Below are 18,602 nucleotides of genomic sequence, written 5' to 3' on the forward strand. Positions count from 1 at the left end.
CCCGCGGACCACGCCAGCGTACCTAGGTCCCCTGTCCACGCCGGTGCGATTTGCTAATCTCGCCTCGACATGCCAAGCCTGCTTATCGCCGATGACCATCCCCTGTTCCGTGCGGCGCTGCATCGCGCGGCGGAGGAGGCCGTCGCCGACCTTCAGATCTGCGAGGCCGATTCGCTGGACAGCGTGCTGGAAACGCTCGAGCGCCAGCCGGTCGACCTGATGCTGCTGGACCTGCACATGCCAGGCAATCACGGGCTTGCCGGATTGGCGACCCTGCGCGCATTGCAGCCGGGCCTGGCGATCATCATCGTCTCGGCCAATGAAGAGCCGCAGGTGATCCGCCGTGCCATCGACCTGGGCGCCGCCGGCTATCTGCCGAAGAGTTCGGGGTTGAGCGAGCTGCAGTCCGCGCTGCATTCCGTGCTGGAGGGCGAGCGCTGGATTCCGGCACTGCTGCGCGAGCCCGTGGCGAGGGCTGCGCCTTTCAGCAGGGATGCGGATCTCGCCGCGCGCCTGGCCAGCCTGTCGGCGCATCAGTACAAGGTACTGAGCCTGGTGGCCGAAGGCCTGCTCAACAAGCAGATCGCGGACCGTCTGGGCGTGCAGCTGCGCACGGTCAAAGCGCATATGACGCGCATCATGGAACGGTTGGGGGTGCGCAATCGAGCGCAGGCCATCCGCGTACTGCACGAGATGGGGTTGGCCGATCCATCCCGGCAGCTCGAAGCCCCCCGGGACGCCTGAAACTTCAGGTCGCGGCCGCACCCTGCGTAGCCAACAGATGGTTGATCGCCCAACGCAGTGCCAGCGGCTTGAACGGCTTGTTCAGCAGCGAAAGCCCGGCTTCACGTACCGCTTCGCGGGTATCGCTGCCGATGTCGGCGCTGAGGATCACCGTGGGTCGCGCACCATGCACGGCGCTCAGCCGCTTCCATGCCGCCACGCCCGTATCACCTCCATCGAGGTGATAGTCGAACAGCCACAGTGCCGCCTCACCCGCTGCCGGCCCGATCGATGCGGCATCACCCACTGCGGTGACATCGCAGCCCCAGGACGCCAGCAGTTGCTGCATCGCCGCCCGCGCCTCCAGGTCGTTGTCGACGACCAGCACGTGGATGCCTTTCAGCGTGCTGCTACCTGCAACCGTCGGCAGAGCGCACGGTGCGGCTGGCTGAGCAGCCCGTGGTACCCGGATGGAGAATGCCGAGCCGCGCCCGGGCATGCTCCGCAGCTGCAGTGGCGCGTCCAGCAGGCTGGCGACGCGGTGCGCAATGGCCAGCCCCAGGCCCAGCCCCTGGCCATTGCTGCGGTCGCCGCGATGGAATTCCTCGAACACGATTGCCTGCTGCTCCGGCGCGATGCCAGGGCCGCTGTCATGCACGCCGATCGCCAGTGAGGTGCCTTGGCGGCGCACGCCCAGCAGTACGCCTCCACGACGGGTGTAGCGGATGGCGTTGGCCAGGAAGTTCTGCAGCACCCGGCGCAGCAGCAGCGGGTCGCTGTGCACCCAGGCGCGGGTCGGCACATAGCCGAACTGCAGGCCACGTGCCGCCGCCAGCACGGCGAATTCCTGCGCAAGCGGGTCCAGTACGGTGGACAGCGCGAACGGGCGCGGGTCGGCCACCCAGCCGCCAGCGTCCAGCCGCGACATGTCGAGCAGGCCCGACAGCAGGTCATCGGTGGAATCCAGCGCGCCGCGGATCTGGCGCAGGAAGCTCGCCAGGAACTCGGACTCGATGTGCTGGGACATCGCATCGGCCAGCAGCTGGGCCGCATGCAGTGGCTGGATCAGGTCGTGGCCGACCGCAGTCAGGAACCGCGTCTTGGCCACGTTGGCGCGCTCGGCGTCGTGCACCGCCTGTTCCAACCGGGCCGTGCGGTCCTGTACGCGGCGCTCCAGCATTTCATTGCTGCGCCTGAGGGCAACTTCCGCGCGGCGGAACGCGGTGACATCGGTGAACGTGGCCACATAGCCGCCGCCCGGCATCGGATTGCCGCGGATTTCCACGATGGTGTCGTCAGGGAAGATCCGCTCGGACAGGTGCGGTGTGCCGCGCCGCATGTGGGCGACGCGGCGCTGCAGCGCTTTTTCGGGCGAGTCGCCAACGGCAGCGCCGATACCCAGCTGGCCCAGGGCCCACGCAGTAAGATTGACCACCGGCTGCCCCACCTGCAGCAGCTCCGGCGGGAACTTGAACAAGGCCGCATAGCGGCTGTTCCAGGCCACCAGCTGCAATTGCGCATCCACCACGCTGATGCCCTGGCTCATGTTCTCCAGCGCGGCTTCGAGCAGGCGCTGGTTGAAGCGCAGCACCTGGGTGGCTTCACCGACCGCGCGGGTGACCGCCTCCAATGGCGCGGCGCCACCCTCGCGCGCGGCCTCCACCAGCAGCCGGGCCATGCCTGCGCCGACCACCGCCGTCAGCTCGCGTTCCACTGCGATGACCCGATCGTCATCCAGCATGTTTCCTGCATGCCCGTCGAGCAGCTGTCGGGCCCTTTCCTGGCCGAGGAAACGGCCGGCGGTCTTGCGCAGCGATGCCGTGGCCACCGCATCGCGCTGGCGTGGCAGCGACGGGCGCACCGCGCGCGACACCAGCACCACGGCAACCAGGTTCGCCGCCAGGCTGGCGCCCATGCTGATGGCGATATGCCCCGGTTGCAGGCGCAGCGACAGCAGGGACAGCCAGTGCAGCCCGTCGGGACGGAGCGACGGCGTTGCAGGGGGCACGATCATGGGAAGCAACACCAGCCACAGCCAGACCAGCGAGCCGACCACGATGCCGGCAATGATCGCCGGCGAGGGTGTGCGTGGCCGGTACACCGCCAGCAGCACGGCCGGCGCCAGCTGCGAGAGGGCGGTGAAGGACATCAGGCCGAAATCGCTGAGCGCCTCGGTATCGCTCATTGCCCTGCTGTACAGCCACGCCATCAGGAACACGGCGAGGATGCCGGCGCGGCGCAGGGCCAGCACGCGCGGGCGCAGGTCGCCGGCGGCAGGGCTGCCATCGATGCCACCCAGCAGTCGCGAGCCCACGCCGTGGTTGCCGAGCATGATGGACAGTGTCAGCCCGGACAGGATCATCATGCCGGTGGCCGCGCTCAGGCTGCCCAGGTACGCCACCAGGGCCAGCAGATGGTGGCCGCCGGCCTGCGGCAGGGCCAGTACATACAGATCCGGCGAAACCGATGCCGGCAGTTGCGCGGCACCGTACAGCGCCATCGGCACCGACGGCAGCCCGATCAGCAGCAGGTACACCGGGAACAGCCAGCGTGCCGTCTTCAGGTCGGAGGTCTGGCGAAGCTCGACCACGCCCACGTGGAACTGGTGGGGCAGGGTGAAGGCGGAGATCGCGCCCAGCGCCACCATCGTCAGGTAGTCCGGAATGACCGCGGGCGGCGGCAGGTGGGCCATCTTTTCCAGCAGGGGCGTGCCGGCGCGGTGCACCGCCAGTCCGGCATACAGGCCGATCGCCAGCAGTGCCACCAGCTTCAGTACCGATTCCAGGCCCAGTGCCACCACGATGCCGCGGTTGTGTTCGGTCGCCGAGGCCTTGCGTGCACCGAACAGCAGGGTGAACGCCGCCATCGTCAGCGCGAACCAGAACGACATGTCCAGTTGCCAGCCGGCAGGTGCGAAGCGATCGCCCAGCAGGGCGCCCAGGCCCTGGCTGACCGCTTTGAGCTGCAGCGCGATGTAGGGAATGATGCCGAACAGCGCGACCAGGGTGATGGTGATGCCCAGGCCCTGGTCTGCGTGCAGCCGCGCGACCACCAGGTCGGCGATGGTGGCGCTGTTGTGCTGCTTGGCCAACCGCGCCAGTCGCGCCAGGAACGGCAGGCCGAAGGCAAAGATCAGTGCCATGCCGACCAGCGTCGGCGGAATCGGTAAGCCCCATTGCACGCCCTGCGAGGCCGCCCCGTAGTACGTCCAGGCCGTGCAGTGCACGGCCAGCGACAGCGCATAGATGACCGGCCAGATCCGTGCCAGGCGATGCCCCCGGCGCTCGCCCCACAGGGCCACGCCAAACAGCAGGACGGTCCACGCGATGCAGGCGAACAGGACGATGGAGGGCGTCAACATCGCTCCAGTGTAGAGAGAAGCGGGGCAGGGAGGCGCTAGGCAGGCACCACGATCAGTGACAACTGCTCGGCGACCACTGCAACCTCGCCATCGGCAGCCAGCTCCACGGTCTTGCGCTGGGTCAGCAGCCACTGCCCCGGTTGGCGCGGCTGGAGGGACACCAGCTGCGAACGCACCCGTATGTCCGAGCCGCTGGGTACCGGCGCCAGGAAGCGCACCTTGTTCAGGCCGTAATTGAGCACATGCGCGATGCCGGGAAAGCCGGCCAAGGCGGCCACATCCTCTTCCACCGTCAGTGACAGCAGCAGGAAGCCGTGGGCGATGGTGCGCCCACCCGGCAGCTGCGCCCGTGCGCGCACCGGGTCGACGTGGATCCAGTTGTGGTCACCGGTGGCGTCGGCGAAGGCGTTGATCCGCGCCTGCGAAACTTGGGTGATGCTGCCCAGCCGCTCGCCGGCCGCCCATTGCTGGAGAGGGCGCAGGGCGGCCGGCAATGCCTCGGTGGAGGCGGCTGTGCTCACCGCACGTCGTCCAGCAGGGCCAGGATGGCATCGCGTGCTTCCGGCTCGTTCAACATCGGCGCATGGCCCACGTCCGGCACTTCAACCAGGCGTGCGCGAGGCGATGTCGCGGCCATCTGCCGGGCGACATCGGCAGGCAGGATGTCGGACAGGGCGCCGCGCACCACCAGTACCGGCACGCGCGCGGTCAAGCCGCGAACCGCGCGCCACAGCAGCGGGCGCAGCAGCCACAGCAGCCACGGGCGGGTGGTGCGGATCACCGCCGGGTCGTAGTCCAGTTCCAGCAGCCCGTCTTCGCGCTGGCGGAACGTACGCAGGGCCATGGCCCGCCAGTCCTCCACGGTGTAGCGCGGGAATGCCGCCTTGCCGATGGTGCCCATGTAGGCGGCGGCCTGCTGCAGATCCATCGGCGGCACGGGCTTGCCAGCGTACTTGCCGATCCGTGCCAGCGCCTCGCGCGGCACTTTGGGGCCGGCATCGTTCAATACCGCCGCAGCAATCCACTGCGGTGCGCGCGAGGCCAGGGTGATGGTCACCAGCACGCCCAGCGAGGTGCCGACGAACACGGCCTTGTCGATGTTCTGCGAGCGCAGCAGTGCGACCATGTCGTCCGAATAGGTGCGCGGGTTGTAACTGGATGGATCCTGAGCACGTTCCGACCCGGCACGGCCACGCAGGTCGACGGCGATCACGCGCCAGCCCATGCCGGTGAGCACGTCGGCCAGTGCATCGAAATCGGCGGCATTGCGGGTCAGGCCGGGAATGCACACCACGGTGCCGCGGGGCGCCTGCCCGGCGTCCGGTGCATGGTCACGCGCATGCAGGCGCAGGCCATCGTCGCTGTTCCAGTACAGATCTACGTAAGACTGCATCATGCAGGGGCTTCCTGGAAATCGTAACGGATGCGCTAGAAATCGTAACGGACGCTGAGGCTATATTGGCGTGGCGGGCCATAGAAGCCAATCAGCGTGCCGACCGCCGGAATGTTGTAACCGGTGGTGCGGTATTCCTTGTCGGCCAGGTTGGTGCCCTGCAGGGAGAACGTCCACGCGTCATCCAGCCGCCAGATCACACCGGCATTGACCAGGCCGTAGCCATCCTGCTTGATCACCGGGCTCAGGTCGGTGGTCGGCCACACCTCGCTCTGGTAGCTGTAGCTCACCCGTGCCGACAGGTTGCCGCCGTTGGCCAGGTCGGTGCGGTACTCCACGTTCAACGCGCCCGAGAACTCCGGCGCATTGGTGAACTTCATCTGCCGGGCCACGTTCATGCCACGATCGATGTACTCGTCGTACCTGGTGTCCAGCCAGGCCAGGTTGCCGGAAATCAGCCAGTGCTGGCTGGGCAGATACTGGTACTCGACCTCCACGCCCTTGACGGTACCCGCGCCGGCATTGGTGAAGTCGCCGAAGAAGGAATCATCGACGCCGTCGCCATTGGTATCCAGCCCAGTGAACACCGACAGCTGGATGTCCTTGTACTTGTTGTAGAAGGCCGACAGATTCAGGAACAGGCGCTGGTCGAGGAAGGCCATCTTGCTGCCGACCTCGTAGCTGTCCACGGTCTCGTCATCGAACGGCTCGGCCGAGCGCGGCACCGCCACCGCGTTGGCACGGATGTTGTAGCCGCCGGATTTGAAGCCGCGCGTTGCCAGCCCGTAGACCATGATGTCCGGGGTGACCTGGTAGTCCAGGGAAACCTTGGGCGAGACGTTCTTGAAGTTGGTCTTCTTGTCGAAGTCCGCGGTCACCGCCAGCGGCCGGCTGAAGCCCGGGTCGGCGTAGAGGCGGTTGAGGACGATCGCGCGCTTGTCCTCGTCGGTGTAGCGGGCGCCCACATCCAGCTTGAGCCTGCTGGTCAGGTCGAAGGTCCAATCCGCATACAGCGCGGTGCTGTCGGTCAGTACCTTGCCCTGGTTGTCGGCGAACTGCGCGCTGAAGTAGTTGTTCTGGATCTGCCCACCGGCCTCGCCACTGAACTGGTACAGGCCCACCACGCCGCGCAAGCGTCCACCGGCATCGTAGTTCAGCTGCACCTCGTTGCTGACCTGGTCATCGTGGTAGGTGCCCCCCACATCGGCCAGCTTGACCGGCGTGGTGTCGAAGTCGATGTTGGCTTCACTGTCCGATTCGCGCTTGGCCACCACGTACTTCACTGCGATGTCGTCGTTCGGCCGCCAGTTCGCCGTGGCCGAAGCGCCCTTGGTTTCCACGTTGTTGAGGTTGCGCATGCCCGAGCGGATGTCGTAGCGGCTGTCCATCGGCGGGTAGGCGCGCAGGAACGGATTGGGCGCGAGCATCTTCGAGCCGCGCATGCCGGACTGGTCATCGATCCAGTCCAGCGCGAACTGCACATCGAAATCATCGCCCGCATACGCCCCCAGGTTCAGGCGCGCCGCGTTGACCTGCTTGTCGCTGACCGGCTGGCCGTTGAAGGTGTTCTCGCCGAAGCCATCGTGGTTCATGCTGGCCATCGCCACGCGTGCACGCAGGCCGCTGTCGGCGCCACCGATCGGGCCGCCGATCGCCGCCTTGGCATCGAGCTGGCTGTAGTTGCCCACGGTGATCTGGGCGAAGCCCTCGGTCTGGGTGGGCAGGCCGCGCGAGATGTACTTGATCGCACCGCCGATGGTGTTCTTGCCGTACAGCGTGCCCTGCGGGCCGCGCAGCACCTCGATGCGCGAAACGTCGAACACATCCAGCAGCGCGCCCTGCGGACGTGCGATGTAGACGTCATCCAGGTAGATGCCGACGCCCGGGTCCGCGCCCCAGGTGGGATCGGACTGGCCGACGCCACGGATGTAGGCGGTCACCGTGCTGCTGGCGCCGCGTGCGGCGTAGATGGTCAGGTTGGGCACCTGCCCATCCAGGTCGCTGATGTCCTGGACATTCATCCGGTCCAGCGCCTCGGAGGTGAAAGCGGTGACTGCCACCGGCACTTCCTGCAGGGTTTCCTCGCGCTTGCGCGCGGTGACCTTGATGCTGTCCAGATTGGTGGGTGAGGCGCTCCTGGCCACGGGCGCCGCCCCCTGCGCCGCATCCTGTGCCAGTACCGGGCCAGACGCCAGCAGCGCGCCGATCATCAGGCTCAGACAATTCCGTTTCATTCATTCCTCCCCAGGGCATGTCCATTGCAGATGGCCCGATGCCACCCCTGCAGCCAAGGCTAGCGGTGTCATCGGCCAGCAGCGAGTGGACCTAGGTCCAGTCGGCAGCGGCCGCCGGATGCGGATACTGGGCTCGCCCCCAGCCGGACGCGTTCCCGGTACTCCTTCATCCACGACTCACCCCTGAGGATCTGGTCATGAAATCCGGAATCGATTCGATCAAAGCGATGGCGCTGGTGCTGTGCACCTGGCTGGCAACGGCGGGCAGCGCGCTTGCAGCCAGCCCGGCAGGGCATTGGGATATCGGCCTGTACGGCAACCTGTTCGGCGCCCGCGAATACCAGGTCTGGGTGCCGGCCGGCTACGACGCGGCCCAGCCACTGCCCCTGCTGCTGGTGCTGCACGGCTGCGTGACCGGCCCGAACCTGATGGGCGAGGCTTCAGGCTTCAACGAGGTCGCCGACAGCGAGGGCTTCATCGTGGTGTATCCGCGCCAGAACGTCACCTCCAATCCTGCGCGTTGCTGGAACTGGCAGCTGCCGATCAATCAGGCGCGCGACAGTGGCGAGCCATCACTTCTGGCCGGCATCGTGGACAAGGTGAAAGCCAGCTACAGCATCGATCCGCACCGAGTCTATGTCACCGGCATTTCTGCCGGCGGCGCGATGACCTCGATCATGCTGGCCTGCTACTCGGATGTGTTCGCCGCCGGCGCCATCCATTCCGGTGGCATGTACAAGGGCGCGACCACCGTTTCCGGTAGCGCCTACGCACTGTTGGCCGGCAGCATCTACTCACCGGACAGCAACGGTCGGCTGGCCTGGCAGTGCTCGGGTTCGCCTTCGCCGCGGCCGCTGCCGGTGCTGGTGTTCCATGGCAGCGCTGACCTCACCGTCAACCCGGTGAACGGTGAGCAGGCCGTGCGCCAGTTCCTGCAGACCAACGACCTGGCTGACGATGGCCTGGACAACGACTCGGTGAAGTACGTGCCGACCAGCACCCATCACGGCCAGGTGCCGGGCGGGCGCGCGTACACGGTGGACACCTACGCCTACGGTGGCAGGACGCTGGTGCAGCACTATGTGGTGCAGGGAATGGGGCATGCGTGGAGTGGCAGCCAGTCCGGCCTGCCGTTCACCGATCCGAAGGGGCCCGATGCCACGCTGATCACCTGGTTGTTCCTGAAGGACTACCAGCGCTGAGCCTGGACGCCTGTATCCGTTCAGTGGGCGGATGCAGGAGCAGGCCAGTTGCGCAGAACCACGGACGCCACCGCCCCACGAACCGCCTCGCGGGACGGTCGGAGGGCTCAAGAAATACTTAAGGTGGTCGCTAATGCGCAGGGGGGGGCATGGGGCCCGCTCAATTGGGCACTTCTGTTCCAGATATAAGGATGTAGTTCTGTGAGAGTTATTGTTGTTCTGGCGTTGGCGTTGTCCATCAGTGGGTGCGGGATGCTTCCGAAGAAGGAAACGCCCGAGCAGACGGTGGCGGCATCCCGCTTCTATCCCGGGAAATCGATCGACCAGGTCAGGGCTGCTTCGATCGAGGTCTTGAACCTGCTAGCGCCCGGGAAGATGGAATTCGATGCTGGCGCGCCCGGTATCGCAGCGAAGCGCACCTATGGGTACGTCGAACGGCGCATGGGCTACCAGGGCACCATGACGACGTTCTACAACGTCAACATGACGGCGATCAGCTGGTACACCGTTGCGCTTTCTGAAGAAGCCGGTGGTACGCGGGCCCGATTTGCGCTGCAGACGCGTGCCGACGATCATGCTTCGTACTGGGCCAACCCTGCTATCCCAGCCATTTACACCAGCTTCCGCCACGATATTCCGCTGGACGGACGCCAGGGCACGGCCGATCTGAAGCTGTTCCATGATCGCGTCGAATATGTGCTGGGGCTGCGTCCGAATTGGGTGTCATGCGGCGAAGTGAATGAGCCAGGCAAGGTTCTCGAGCTCTGCGATAGCAACGGCATCAGCGACGTCGGTCCGATCCGATCCTGACCGTTCCCGGGCCGCTCCTGGGTTGATACGCAGGGCGGCTCGTGTAGTAACGTGAGTTTCATTTCCCGATTCTGCCTCTTCATCGACCCGTGCCAGGGTCTGGTCGTACGACATCCCCATGCTGGATGTGTTCGGCTAGGCTGGTCTGATGAAGACAAGGATGAAAGCAATCATGAACCGCTGGATTCTCCTGGCATTGGCCACGCTCCCCTTCGCCGCCGGTGCCGTGGTCATCCGCGATGATGTTGACGATGCCAGGTACCAGATCGACGCATCGGTGTTCCCGGCACTGGCGGACATGCCAGGCGAGGGGCACGGCGTCCTGATCGCATCGCGCTGGGTGCTGACCGCCGCGCATGCCGCACCGATGGAGGGGATGGGCGCCACCATCACCATCGATGGGAAGGGCTACGGCGTCGAGCGTGTCTTCCTGCATCCCGGCTACCGCAGGATGCCCGAGGCGCTGGGCGAGGAAGCGATGGCAAAGGGGAGTGCGTCGAAAATCCACGCGTTTCTGGCGGTGTCGGATGACATTGCACTGATCAGGCTTGCCTCACCGGTGAGCGACGTACAGCCGGTCGCGCTCTATCGTGGCAGCACCGAGGTCACCCAGGTCGCCGCCTTGATCGGCAAGGGCGCCACCGGCAACGGTGCGACGGGAGTGGTACCCGGCGGGCCGCATCGTACGACCCTGCGGCGTGCCTGCAATGCGATTACCGGCGGCAACGCGCGCTATCTCTGGTACCGGTTCGACCCGCCTCCGCAGGGCCTTCCCCTTGAAGGCGTACTTGGCAACGGCGACAGCGGCGGCCCGCTGCTGATCAATGAAAATGGGACCTGGCAGCTGGTTGGCCTCGGCTCCTGGATCACCGCCGTTCCCGAGCATGCCCTTGAGGCGGGCTTCTATGGCCAGGTTGTCTACAACGTCCGCGTGTCCCGCTACCTTGACTGGATCGAAAGCACCATGGGGCGTGACGCGTCACATTAATGCCCGCGGCGCGACTGTACGGAGCGGGCGCAGCAGACAGAAGCACGCCTAAACGATTCATGGTCCCGGACAACCGCATGGCTCGGATCTCAGCCGTTGCGACGGGCGCTCGTATCCTTCCCGCCATGAGTTCCCCATTCGATCTTCCAGATTTCATGAAAGTCACCCGGCCCTCCGGCTGGGTGCAGAGCGGCGAGCGCTGGGACCTGTGGTGGAACGGGCGCTCGGTGGCCAACATCGTGCCGCATGCCGTGCTTGGCTTCCGGGTGTACCTGGACGCACGCAAGATGTCCCAGACCAAGGTGGTGGCCGCCACGAATGTGCGTCAGGCCAGGCGCTACGCAGAGCGCTGGTGTGCCGCGCGGCTCTGCCCGCAGCTGCGGCTGCGCGAGGCAGTGGCGCGCCTGGTGGACGTAGCGCCGGAAGCGAGCGCTGCGCCGTCGCCCGCACTTTCGGCGGAGCAACAGCAGCAGGCCCGCCGCCTGGCCGAGGCCGGGGCAGGGGAGGTGGCACGGATCAAGCAGGCGCTGGCACCGCGACCGCCCGCGACGAAGGCCAGGCCGGAGCTGCAGGGGCGAGGTGGAGCCTGGTCGATACCCGGCCAGGCGCCGTCAAGCCGCCATTCGAACGGCAATGCCTCCCCTGCCGGGGTTATGCCGAGAGCTCCTCGCGCACGATCCTGGCTCCTTCGCTGAGCGCACGCAGCTTGCCCCGTGCCACGTCACGGGCCAGCGGCGCCATGCCACAGTTGGTGCTCGGGTAGAGCTTGTCGGCTTCCACGAACTGCAGCGCCTTGCGCAGGGTGTTGGCCACCTCATCAGCCGTCTCCACCGTGCTGGAGGCCACGTCGATGGCGCCCACCATCACCTTCTTGCCGCGCACCAGCTCGATCAGGTCGATCGGCACGTGCGAGTTGTGGCATTCCAGCGAGATGATGTCGAGGTTGGAGGTCTGCAGCTTCGGGAACGACTCTTCGTACTGGCGCCATTCCGAGCCCAGTGTCTGCTTCCAGTCGGTGTTGGCCTTGATGCCGTAGCCATAGCAGATGTGCACCGCGGTCTCGCACTTCAGCCCTTCGATTGCACGTTCCAGGGCGGCCACGCCCCAGTCGTTCACCTCATCGAAGAACACATTGAAGGCGGGCTCGTCGAACTGGATGATGTCCACGCCGGCGGCCTCCAGCTCCTTCGCTTCCTCGTTGAGGATCTTCGCGAATTCCCAGGCCAGCTTTTCGCGGCTCTTGTAGTGCGCGTCGTACAGGGTGTCGATCATGGTCATCGGACCGGGCAGCGCCCACTTGATCGGCTGCGTGGTCTGCCGGCGCAGGAACTTCGCATCCTCGACGAACACCGGCCTGGGGCGGCTCACGGCGCCGACCACGGTCGGCACGCTGGCATCGTAGCGGTTGCGGATGCGCACGGTTTCGCGCTTCTCGAAGTCGACGCCGCTGAGATGCTCGATGAAGGTGGTGACGAAGTGCTGGCGGGTCTGCTCGCCGTCACTGACGATATCAATGCCGGCATGCTGCTGTTCCTGCAGGGACAGGCGCAGGGCGTCCTGCTTGCCCTCGATCAGGCCTTCGTCCTGCAGCTTCCAGGGTGACCAGAGCTTCTCGGGCTCTGCAAGCCAGGAGGGTTTGGGCAGGCTGCCTGCGGTGGAGGTGGGGAGCAGCGTCTTCGTCGGCATCGTGTGGTGTGTCCTTGGGGCGAATGGGAAATCGATGGATCAGCGGGCGGCCCACTGCTCAAGCACGGCGCGGTACGGCTTGATGAAGTGTTCTTCGGTGAACCGGCCCTGCTTGACCGCCAGCTGGCTGCGCTCTTCGCGGTCGTAGACGATGCGGGTGGAGGAGTAATCCTGGTGCTTCAGGCTGGGCTGGTAGACCTTGCCGGCCACGGAATTGGCGTTGTAGATCTCCGGGCGGTAGATCTTCTGGAAGGCCTCCATGGTGCTGATGGTGCCGATCAGTTCCAGATTCGAGTAATCGCCCAGGAGGTCACCCTGGAAGTAGAACGCCAGCGGCGCGACGCTGCCCGGCGGCATGAAGTAGCGCACCTGCAGGCCCATCTTGTCGAAGTACTGGTCGGTGGGGGAAAACTCGCCCTGGCGGTACTCCACGCCCAGGATGGGGTGATGGTTCTCGGTGCGGTGGTAGGTCTTGCTGCTGGAAACGCTGATGCAGATCACCGGTCCCTTGCTGAAGTTGGCACGGTAGGCGTCCGAGCCCAGGAAGTGCTGGAACAGCTTGCCGTGCAGGTCGCCAAAGCCTTCGGGAATGCCGAAGGTGGCCTTGCCCTCGTTGCTGGCCGGCAGCACCACGCTGAAGTCGTAGTCGCGCACGTAGGACGAGAAGTTGTTGCCGACGATACCTTCGGTGCGCACGCCGGTCTGCGTGTCGACGATGGTCGGCCGCAGCACTTCGATCAACGGGAACGGATCGCTGCCGTCGGCACCGTCGATGTGCATTTCCACCGAGATGATGTCCAGCTCGACGGCATAGCGGTCCGCGTTCGGGTTGTCCCAGTGCGCCAGGTCGTTGAAGCGGTTGTTGATCATGCTGATCGTGTTGCGCAGGTTCTCCTGCCGCGACGCGCCACGGGCCAGGTTGGCGAAATTGGTGGTGATGCGCGTGCCCTCGGCCGGCTGGTAATCCTCGTTGAAGGGGATGCGCGTGATGCTGAAGGTGAAGGTGTCGGTCGTCATGGGCGGCGTTCCGGGTTGCGGGGTGACATCCGAATGCAAGTGCGGGCATTCGGTATTCAAAGGACTGCAGCGGCCTCGGCAGTGGCAGGCGCTGCGCGATGGGACAGTGCCAGCAGGGGCATCGCCCGCTGCACCGCCAGCCGTGCGCGCTGGATCAGGGCGTCGTTGTGCACGCGGCCATCGGCGAAATCACGGTCGGTGGCGTAGACCCCCAGCGGCAGGGTGCGGGCCTGGAAGAAGCTGAAAAGCGGACGCAGCTGGTGGTCGATCACCAGCGCGTGGCGCTCGCTGCCACCGGTAGCGGCCAGCAGGATCGGGGTATCGACCAGTGCATCCTGGTCGATGAAGTCGAAGAAGTGCTTGAACAGGCCGGTATACGAACCGCGGTAGACCGGCGTGGCCACCACCAGTACGTCGGCCTGTTCAACGGCCGCCAGTTGCCGCTCCACCGCCTCGGGCAACTGCGAGCGCCACAGTGCACCGGCCAGTTGAGGCGCCAGTTCACCCAGTTCGATCAGGTGCGGCTCGCAAAGTACGTCTTCGCCGATCAGGCCCAGCAGGTGCTCGGCCAGGGTCGCAGCACGGGAGGGGCGCTGCAGCCCGCCGGAAACGGCGACGATACGGAGGGGGCGGGTCATCTGTTCGCTTTCAGCAGGGGAGGGGCTCCTTCGGGCGATCTGCGGGGGCGCAGTCCTGCAGGCCGGCGAGGTGACCGGGCGGGCAGGCAACCGAAGGCATGACCCGATGCTAGTCACGCCCTTCCATGACGTAAAATGGTATTACTTCACCAATCCATGAGCGGGATTCATCGTCATGCTGGAGCGGATCCACCTCAGCATCGTGCAGCAGGTCGAGCAGCAGGGCTCGCTGACTGCGGCCGCCGGCGTGCTCAACCTGACCCAGTCGGCACTCAGCCACAGCATGAAGAAGCTGGAGCAGCAGCTCGGCACCGATGTCTGGCTGCGCGAAGGCCGCAGCCTGCGCCTGACCCAGGCCGGACAGTACCTGCTGGCGGTCGCCAACCGGGTGCTGCCGCAGCTGGACCTGGCCGAGGAACGGCTGGGCCAGTTCGCGCAGGGCGAGCGCGGTGCACTGCGCATCGGCATGGAGTGCCATCCCTGCTACCAGTGGTTGCTGAAGATCGTCTCGCCGTACCTGGCCGCGTGGCCGGACGTGGATGTGGACGTCAAGCAGAAGTTCCAGTTCGGCGGCATCGGCGCACTGTTCGGCTACGAGATCGACCTGCTGGTCACACCCGATCCACTGCTGAAGCCGGGCCTGAAGTTCATCCCCGTGTTCGACTACGAGCAGGTGCTGGTGGTGGCCAGCAACCACGCCCTGGCCAAGGTGGACCACGTAAAGCCGCGCCAGCTCGGCCAGGAAGTGCTGATCAGCTACCCGGTGCCGTTCGAGCGCCTGGACATCTACAACCAGTTCCTGCTGCCGGCCGGCATCACGCCGCGGCGGCACAAGACCATCGAAACCACCGACATCATGATGCAGATGGTGGCCAGCGGCCGTGGCGTTGCCGCCATGCCGCGCTGGTTGGTGGAGGAGTACGCGGCGCGCATGGATGTGGTACCCGTGCGCCTCGGCGCCAAGGGCATCCCCAAGCAGATCTACCTGGGGGCGCGCGAGGCCGATACCGGCATCGACTACCTGCAGGCCTTCATCGAACTGGCCCGTAACAGTTCGCCGCTTGCTGGCAATGCGCGTGGAGCGCGTTGATGCCGGCAGGTACTTCATCGCAGGCGGACGCCTTCATCAACGCCTTTTCACTGGAAGTCAGCGCAAAGGCCATGCCGGCACTGCGTGCCGAGGCGGCCCGCATCCCGCGAGGCACGGTCATCTCCATTCCCTGGCTGGCCAGCGAGGACGACGATGCACGCCTGGCCGCCGCACGCACGGTGCGCGCGCTCGGTTTCGAGCCGATGCCGCATCTCTCTGCCCGGCGTATCCGGTCGCGTGCGGCGCTTGAGCGGTTCCTGGAACGCGCCGCCAGCGAAGCGGGGGTGGAGAAGTGCCTGCTGATCGCCGGTGATCTTTCCGTGCCCGCAGGGCCGTATGCCGACAGTACCTCGATCATCGAGACCGGCCTTCTTGAGCGTTACGGCATCAAGGTTGTTGCCATGGGCGGGCATCCGGAAGGGCATCCGGTGATGAACACCGAGGATCGGTGGCACGTACTGGAACATAAGTGCCAGGCCATCAAGGCGAGAGGCATGGCACCGCTGATCATCACCCAGTTCGCCTTCGATGCCGATATCGTGCTGGCCTGGCTGGATGCGCTGCGCACCCGTGGCATCACGGTTCCAGTGCTGGTCGGCGTACCGGGCCCGGCCAGCATTGCGCGGCTCGCCCGCTACGCTGCGATGTGCGGCGTGGGTGCCAGCGCATCGATGCTGGCGCGGTACGGCATCTCGATCGGCCGGCTGCTCGGCACGGCGGGGCCGGAGGTGTTCGTCGATCGGCTGGTGAAAGGGCTGACGGACGCCCATGGTCCGGTCAGCCCCCATTTCTTCCCGTTTGGCGGCATTGCGCCGTCGCTGGAGTGGGTAGCGCAGTACCGGCGGAGTGTTTACAGCAGCGGCGGCTGAAAATCAGGGCAGCTGCTCGTCCCAAGATCGAGGCGCTCTGCAATGCGCTGGGGATTGATGTCTCCGGCGCGATTGATCAGGACGACGACCGTTCTTCGCTGCGCGGGAACGTGCCGAAAATATCCGGTAAAGCCTGCGGTTCCGCCCCCGTGACCGACTACATTGCCGTCATCGGCAACCTGCCAGCCGGCCCCCCAGCCCGCCTTGCTTCCGTTGGAAAGAACCGTGTCGCACCACATGTGTCTCAGCGCGGCATCGGGTAGCAGCCGACCCTGGTCCAACGCCACAGCAAGGCGTGCCATGTCATCGATGCTCGCCAACAGGCTGCCGGCCGCCCACGCCGAACCCGGAGCAGTGGGCGGTGGGTCGTGCCACTGGCCATCCTGGAATAGATGCCCCTGGGCAATCCGGCGCCGATCCTCTGAGCGGCGCGGCCCCGCGTCGCGCATGCCCAGCGGCGACAGGATCTCTTCCTGGAGGACGTTCCAGTAATCCATGCGGGTTGCATGTTCGATGGCCAGGCCGAGCAGAATGTAGTTCGTATTGGAATAGGCATGCCGCGTACCGGGCGCAAACTCCAGCGGCATCTGCTCCACCCCTGCCAGCAGTTCACGAGGGCGCGGACTCGTCGGCATCAATCGCAGGAAGTTGGCTTCATTCAAATAATTGGGAATGCCGGAGGTATGGCTCAGCAGCCGCAGCAGCGAAATGGATGCCCAGGCTGAAGGCAGTCCCTCCACATACAGGCCGATGGGCGCCGTTACGTCGAGCAACTGCCGCTGCTGGAGCCGGAACACCAGCAGCGCCGTGAACACCTTGGTGATCGATCCCAGCTCGAACACGGTATGGCGATCAATCGGTGAGGGCCGGGTGTCAGTGCGTCGGCCCGCTGCGGATAGTGCGGCGATGCGCCCATGATCTACCACAACGGCCGCCAGGCCAGGCTGTTGCTCGGCCTGCAGCAGCCTGGCCAGCGAGCTGCAGCTGCCTGAAGTACTCCGGCTCGCCAGTGCAGACCGGGCAGGCAGGCCGCAGCCAGCAGCCAGAAGTGCTGCACACAGGTGGCGCCGGACAGGATCGTTGCGCATGGCGTATCAGCTCGCAGCGGCGTTGTGGCAATGGTATCGCGGGTCGAGCAGGCCGAGCGGATGAGGCGGGTGTCCCGGGTGGGTCTGCCCTGCGGCTTCTGGCAGCGTGGCGTGCCGACACATCACCCACGAAGGCTGACAGCTGTCACTGGCTGCGACCCGGGCGGAAGCGAATAGTGGGCGCCAAGGCGAGGGCACCTCGCCACCACTCAGCTACCACTCGCCAAGGGGACCGCTCATGAACATGCTCCAGCAACTCACCTCGCAGACGCCGATCTGGGTCTGGCTGCTCCTGGCCTTCCTCGTCACCCGTGGCATCGCCGCCATGAAGCCGGGGGAAACCTCGCTGCAGAAGCTGGCGATCGTGCCTGCGCTGTTCACCGCATGGGGTGCGTGGTCGATCAGCCATCGTTTCGGCACGTCGCTGAGCGCCTGGGGTGAATGGCTCGCCGGCATCGGCACGGGTGCCGCGCTGGGCTGGCTGCTGCTGGATCGGCTGAAGCTGACGATGGACCGCAGCACCGGCAAGCTCTGGCGCAACGCGGACTTCAGCCTGCTGCCGCTGCTGCTGATCACCTTCCTGGTGAAGTACGGCTTCGAAGTCGCGTTTGCGGTGTCGCCGTCGCTGACCGCCAATGCTGGCTTCAGTGCAGCCTACCTGCTGCTGGCGGGTGGATTCACCGGCCTGTTCATTGGCAAGTACTGCCGGTACCTGGCCTCGCTGCGGGTTGATGCGGCAGGCAAGGGGCTCGAAACCGCACGCTGATGGATCTGGTAGCGCCGGCCGCTGGCCGGCTCCTCACGTCACAGGCAATCGAGTTCGGCGCTACCATCGGAGCGGCTGCGCCTCCGGTGAGAGCCCGGGATGGATGGAACCATCTGAACAGGAATCGATAATGGAAGCGATGTATCCGGTCGGCGTTGTAGGGGAAAGCGGATCATCTGGTTCGCCTGGGTATCAGGTGACCATGATCGGGTGATGTCCAGCAATGGAAGGCCTGTCTGCGATAACAGCAAAGAAGGGCTCGAGGGTCAGGTCGCCGCTCGCGGCCGAGTCCTGGACTGGGAAGGAGAATCCATCATTGACCTCGACTCGCTGGTCTCGTCTGTAGATTCAGGGAGGGAGGTTGACCCCGGGAAGGTCGTGGATGCATGGAATTTCATGACTGACCTCTTCAGGGTGATCGGGAATGCCCCCAAGCAGCTGTTTCACGCCGAGTTGATGGATAGCTATGACGCCTTCTTCTCGCAGTGCGAGGTCACTCAATCGCTTGGTCTGAGATCGATTTCCATTGCACGGCGCGATCTGGATCGGACGCTTGTCAGGCGCGCAGCGGCTTCTGGAAGAATGGTCCATGCAGGCGGCCTGATTGATGGGGGGGGGGGGTAGCGCTACCGGGGATCGCCTGCAGCAGTGAAGGGCGCCGCAGGATCCATCGATTGCTTCTGCCCGCCCAGCTGATCAGCAGCACGGGCTGCGCCGCTCGCACTCGCATCCAGCCC

General features: G+C 65.7%; 17 protein-coding genes. 9 read left to right on the top strand and 8 right to left on the bottom strand.

The window, feature by feature from the left end; genetic code table 11:
• Positions 1–69 precede the first annotated feature (69 nt).
• Entirely contained in the window at positions 70–744 is a 675-nt protein-coding gene (locus V3B30_RS01120; RefSeq protein ID WP_100472436.1) for a response regulator transcription factor, read from the top strand.
• Between the two features lie 4 nt (positions 745–748).
• Here the strand turns inward: V3B30_RS01120 and V3B30_RS01125 are convergent, their stop codons facing one another.
• Genes V3B30_RS01125 through V3B30_RS01140 form a run of 4 tightly spaced genes read right to left on the bottom strand, consistent with a single transcriptional unit; the run spans position 749 to position 7,711 of the window.
• Positions 749–4,084 (bottom strand): PAS-domain containing protein, encoded by a 3,336-nt coding sequence (locus tag V3B30_RS01125; RefSeq protein WP_262082530.1) that lies wholly within the window; start codon positions 4,082–4,084, stop codon positions 749–751.
• A gap of 35 nt (positions 4,085–4,119) precedes the next feature.
• Complete coding sequence (locus V3B30_RS01130) at positions 4,120–4,605, bottom strand: MaoC family dehydratase (RefSeq protein WP_262082531.1); 486 nt, start codon at positions 4,603–4,605, stop codon at positions 4,120–4,122.
• Entirely contained in the window at positions 4,602–5,480 is an 879-nt protein-coding gene (locus tag V3B30_RS01135; protein ID WP_262082532.1) for an alpha/beta hydrolase, read from the bottom strand. Before V3B30_RS01135 ends, V3B30_RS01130 begins: the two co-directional genes overlap by 4 nt.
• A gap of 32 nt (positions 5,481–5,512) precedes the next feature.
• Positions 5,513–7,711, bottom strand: a complete 2,199-nt coding sequence (locus V3B30_RS01140; protein WP_262082533.1) for a TonB-dependent receptor — start codon at positions 7,709–7,711, stop codon at positions 5,513–5,515.
• A gap of 197 nt (positions 7,712–7,908) precedes the next feature.
• Here V3B30_RS01140 and V3B30_RS01145 point away from each other — a divergent pair, with 197 nt between their 5' ends.
• The 4 genes from V3B30_RS01145 to V3B30_RS01160 all read left to right on the top strand — a co-directional run bounded on the left by V3B30_RS01145 (position 7,909) and on the right by V3B30_RS01160 (position 11,406).
• Positions 7,909–8,913 (top strand): PHB depolymerase family esterase, encoded by a 1,005-nt coding sequence (locus V3B30_RS01145; RefSeq protein ID WP_262082534.1) that lies wholly within the window; start codon positions 7,909–7,911, stop codon positions 8,911–8,913.
• A 201-nt stretch (positions 8,914–9,114) separates the two neighbouring features.
• Positions 9,115–9,723, top strand: coding sequence for a hypothetical protein (locus tag V3B30_RS01150; protein ID WP_262082535.1), 609 nt, complete (start codon positions 9,115–9,117; stop codon positions 9,721–9,723).
• A gap of 172 nt (positions 9,724–9,895) precedes the next feature.
• Entirely contained in the window at positions 9,896–10,711 is an 816-nt protein-coding gene (locus V3B30_RS01155) for a trypsin-like serine protease (protein ID WP_262082536.1), read from the top strand.
• A 125-nt stretch (positions 10,712–10,836) separates the two neighbouring features.
• Positions 10,837–11,406: a hypothetical protein gene (locus V3B30_RS01160; RefSeq protein WP_262082537.1), complete on the top strand. Its 570-nt coding sequence runs from the start codon at positions 10,837–10,839 to the stop codon at positions 11,404–11,406.
• Here the strand turns inward: V3B30_RS01160 and V3B30_RS01165 are convergent.
• The 3 genes from V3B30_RS01165 to msuE are packed head-to-tail and all read right to left on the bottom strand — an operon-like array spanning position 11,363 to position 14,052.
• Positions 11,363–12,397: a methionine synthase gene (locus tag V3B30_RS01165; RefSeq protein ID WP_262082538.1), complete on the bottom strand. Its 1,035-nt coding sequence runs from the start codon at positions 12,395–12,397 to the stop codon at positions 11,363–11,365. The two genes, V3B30_RS01160 and V3B30_RS01165, sit on opposite strands and share 44 nt — an antisense overlap.
• A 39-nt stretch (positions 12,398–12,436) precedes the next feature.
• On the bottom strand, positions 12,437–13,414 hold the full coding sequence (locus V3B30_RS01170) for a DUF1852 domain-containing protein (protein ID WP_262082539.1): 978 nt from the start codon (positions 13,412–13,414) through the stop codon (positions 12,437–12,439).
• A 56-nt stretch (positions 13,415–13,470) separates the two neighbouring features.
• Complete coding sequence (gene msuE, locus V3B30_RS01175) at positions 13,471–14,052, bottom strand: FMN reductase (RefSeq protein ID WP_100472419.1); 582 nt, start codon at positions 14,050–14,052, stop codon at positions 13,471–13,473.
• A gap of 175 nt (positions 14,053–14,227) precedes the next feature.
• Here msuE and V3B30_RS01180 point away from each other — a divergent pair, with 175 nt between their 5' ends.
• Both V3B30_RS01180 and V3B30_RS01185 read left to right on the top strand, forming a co-directional pair.
• Positions 14,228–15,142 carry a LysR family transcriptional regulator gene (locus tag V3B30_RS01180; protein WP_262082540.1) on the top strand — a complete coding sequence of 305 codons (915 nt, stop codon included), beginning with the start codon at positions 14,228–14,230 and terminating at the stop codon, positions 15,140–15,142.
• Positions 15,142–16,011 (top strand): methylenetetrahydrofolate reductase, encoded by an 870-nt coding sequence (locus V3B30_RS01185; RefSeq protein ID WP_262082541.1) that lies wholly within the window; start codon positions 15,142–15,144, stop codon positions 16,009–16,011. The genes V3B30_RS01180 and V3B30_RS01185 overlap by 1 nt, the downstream gene beginning before the upstream one ends.
• Here V3B30_RS01185 and V3B30_RS01190 read toward each other — a convergent pair.
• Positions 15,993–17,099: a serine hydrolase domain-containing protein gene (locus V3B30_RS01190; RefSeq protein WP_100472410.1), complete on the bottom strand. Its 1,107-nt coding sequence runs from the start codon at positions 17,097–17,099 to the stop codon at positions 15,993–15,995. The two genes, V3B30_RS01185 and V3B30_RS01190, sit on opposite strands and share 19 nt — an antisense overlap.
• A 238-nt stretch (positions 17,100–17,337) precedes the next feature.
• Here V3B30_RS01190 and V3B30_RS01195 point away from each other — a divergent pair, with 238 nt between their 5' ends.
• Together V3B30_RS01195 and V3B30_RS01200 are read left to right on the top strand one after the other, a co-directional pair.
• The gene (locus V3B30_RS01195; RefSeq protein ID WP_100472407.1) at positions 17,338–17,865 is read left to right on the top strand and encodes a DUF6622 family protein; all 528 of its coding nucleotides are present in this window, start codon (positions 17,338–17,340) and stop codon (positions 17,863–17,865) included.
• Positions 17,866–18,078: 213 nt separating this feature from the next.
• Positions 18,079–18,489 carry a hypothetical protein gene (locus V3B30_RS01200; RefSeq protein ID WP_262082542.1) on the top strand — a complete coding sequence of 137 codons (411 nt, stop codon included), beginning with the start codon at positions 18,079–18,081 and terminating at the stop codon, positions 18,487–18,489.
• The last annotated feature ends 113 nt before the right edge of the window (positions 18,490–18,602 follow it).

Origin of the sequence: Stenotrophomonas sp. SMYL41 (genome assembly GCF_036319965.1) — a bacterium.
Lineage (GTDB): Bacteria > Pseudomonadota > Gammaproteobacteria > Xanthomonadales > Xanthomonadaceae > Stenotrophomonas > Stenotrophomonas maltophilia_R.

Coding starts and splice junctions, on each gene's coding strand:
- V3B30_RS01120 (WP_100472436.1), top strand. CDS start 70: ATGCCAAGCCTGCTTATCGCCGATGACCATCCCCTGTTCCGTGCGGCG.
- V3B30_RS01125 (WP_262082530.1), bottom strand. CDS start 4,084: ATGTTGACGCCCTCCATCGTCCTGTTCGCCTGCATCGCGTGGACCGTC.
- V3B30_RS01135 (WP_262082532.1), bottom strand. CDS start 5,480: ATGATGCAGTCTTACGTAGATCTGTACTGGAACAGCGACGATGGCCTG.
- V3B30_RS01140 (WP_262082533.1), bottom strand. CDS start 7,711: ATGAAACGGAATTGTCTGAGCCTGATGATCGGCGCGCTGCTGGCGTCT.
- V3B30_RS01145 (WP_262082534.1), top strand. CDS start 7,909: ATGAAATCCGGAATCGATTCGATCAAAGCGATGGCGCTGGTGCTGTGC.
- V3B30_RS01155 (WP_262082536.1), top strand. CDS start 9,896: ATGAACCGCTGGATTCTCCTGGCATTGGCCACGCTCCCCTTCGCCGCC.
- V3B30_RS01160 (WP_262082537.1), top strand. CDS start 10,837: ATGAGTTCCCCATTCGATCTTCCAGATTTCATGAAAGTCACCCGGCCC.
- V3B30_RS01165 (WP_262082538.1), bottom strand. CDS start 12,397: ATGCCGACGAAGACGCTGCTCCCCACCTCCACCGCAGGCAGCCTGCCC.
- V3B30_RS01170 (WP_262082539.1), bottom strand. CDS start 13,414: ATGACGACCGACACCTTCACCTTCAGCATCACGCGCATCCCCTTCAAC.
- msuE (WP_100472419.1), bottom strand. CDS start 14,052: ATGACCCGCCCCCTCCGTATCGTCGCCGTTTCCGGCGGGCTGCAGCGC.
- V3B30_RS01180 (WP_262082540.1), top strand. CDS start 14,228: ATGCTGGAGCGGATCCACCTCAGCATCGTGCAGCAGGTCGAGCAGCAG.
- V3B30_RS01185 (WP_262082541.1), top strand. CDS start 15,142: ATGCCGGCAGGTACTTCATCGCAGGCGGACGCCTTCATCAACGCCTTT.
- V3B30_RS01190 (WP_100472410.1), bottom strand. CDS start 17,099: ATGCGCAACGATCCTGTCCGGCGCCACCTGTGTGCAGCACTTCTGGCT.
- V3B30_RS01195 (WP_100472407.1), top strand. CDS start 17,338: ATGAACATGCTCCAGCAACTCACCTCGCAGACGCCGATCTGGGTCTGG.
- V3B30_RS01200 (WP_262082542.1), top strand. CDS start 18,079: ATGTCCAGCAATGGAAGGCCTGTCTGCGATAACAGCAAAGAAGGGCTC.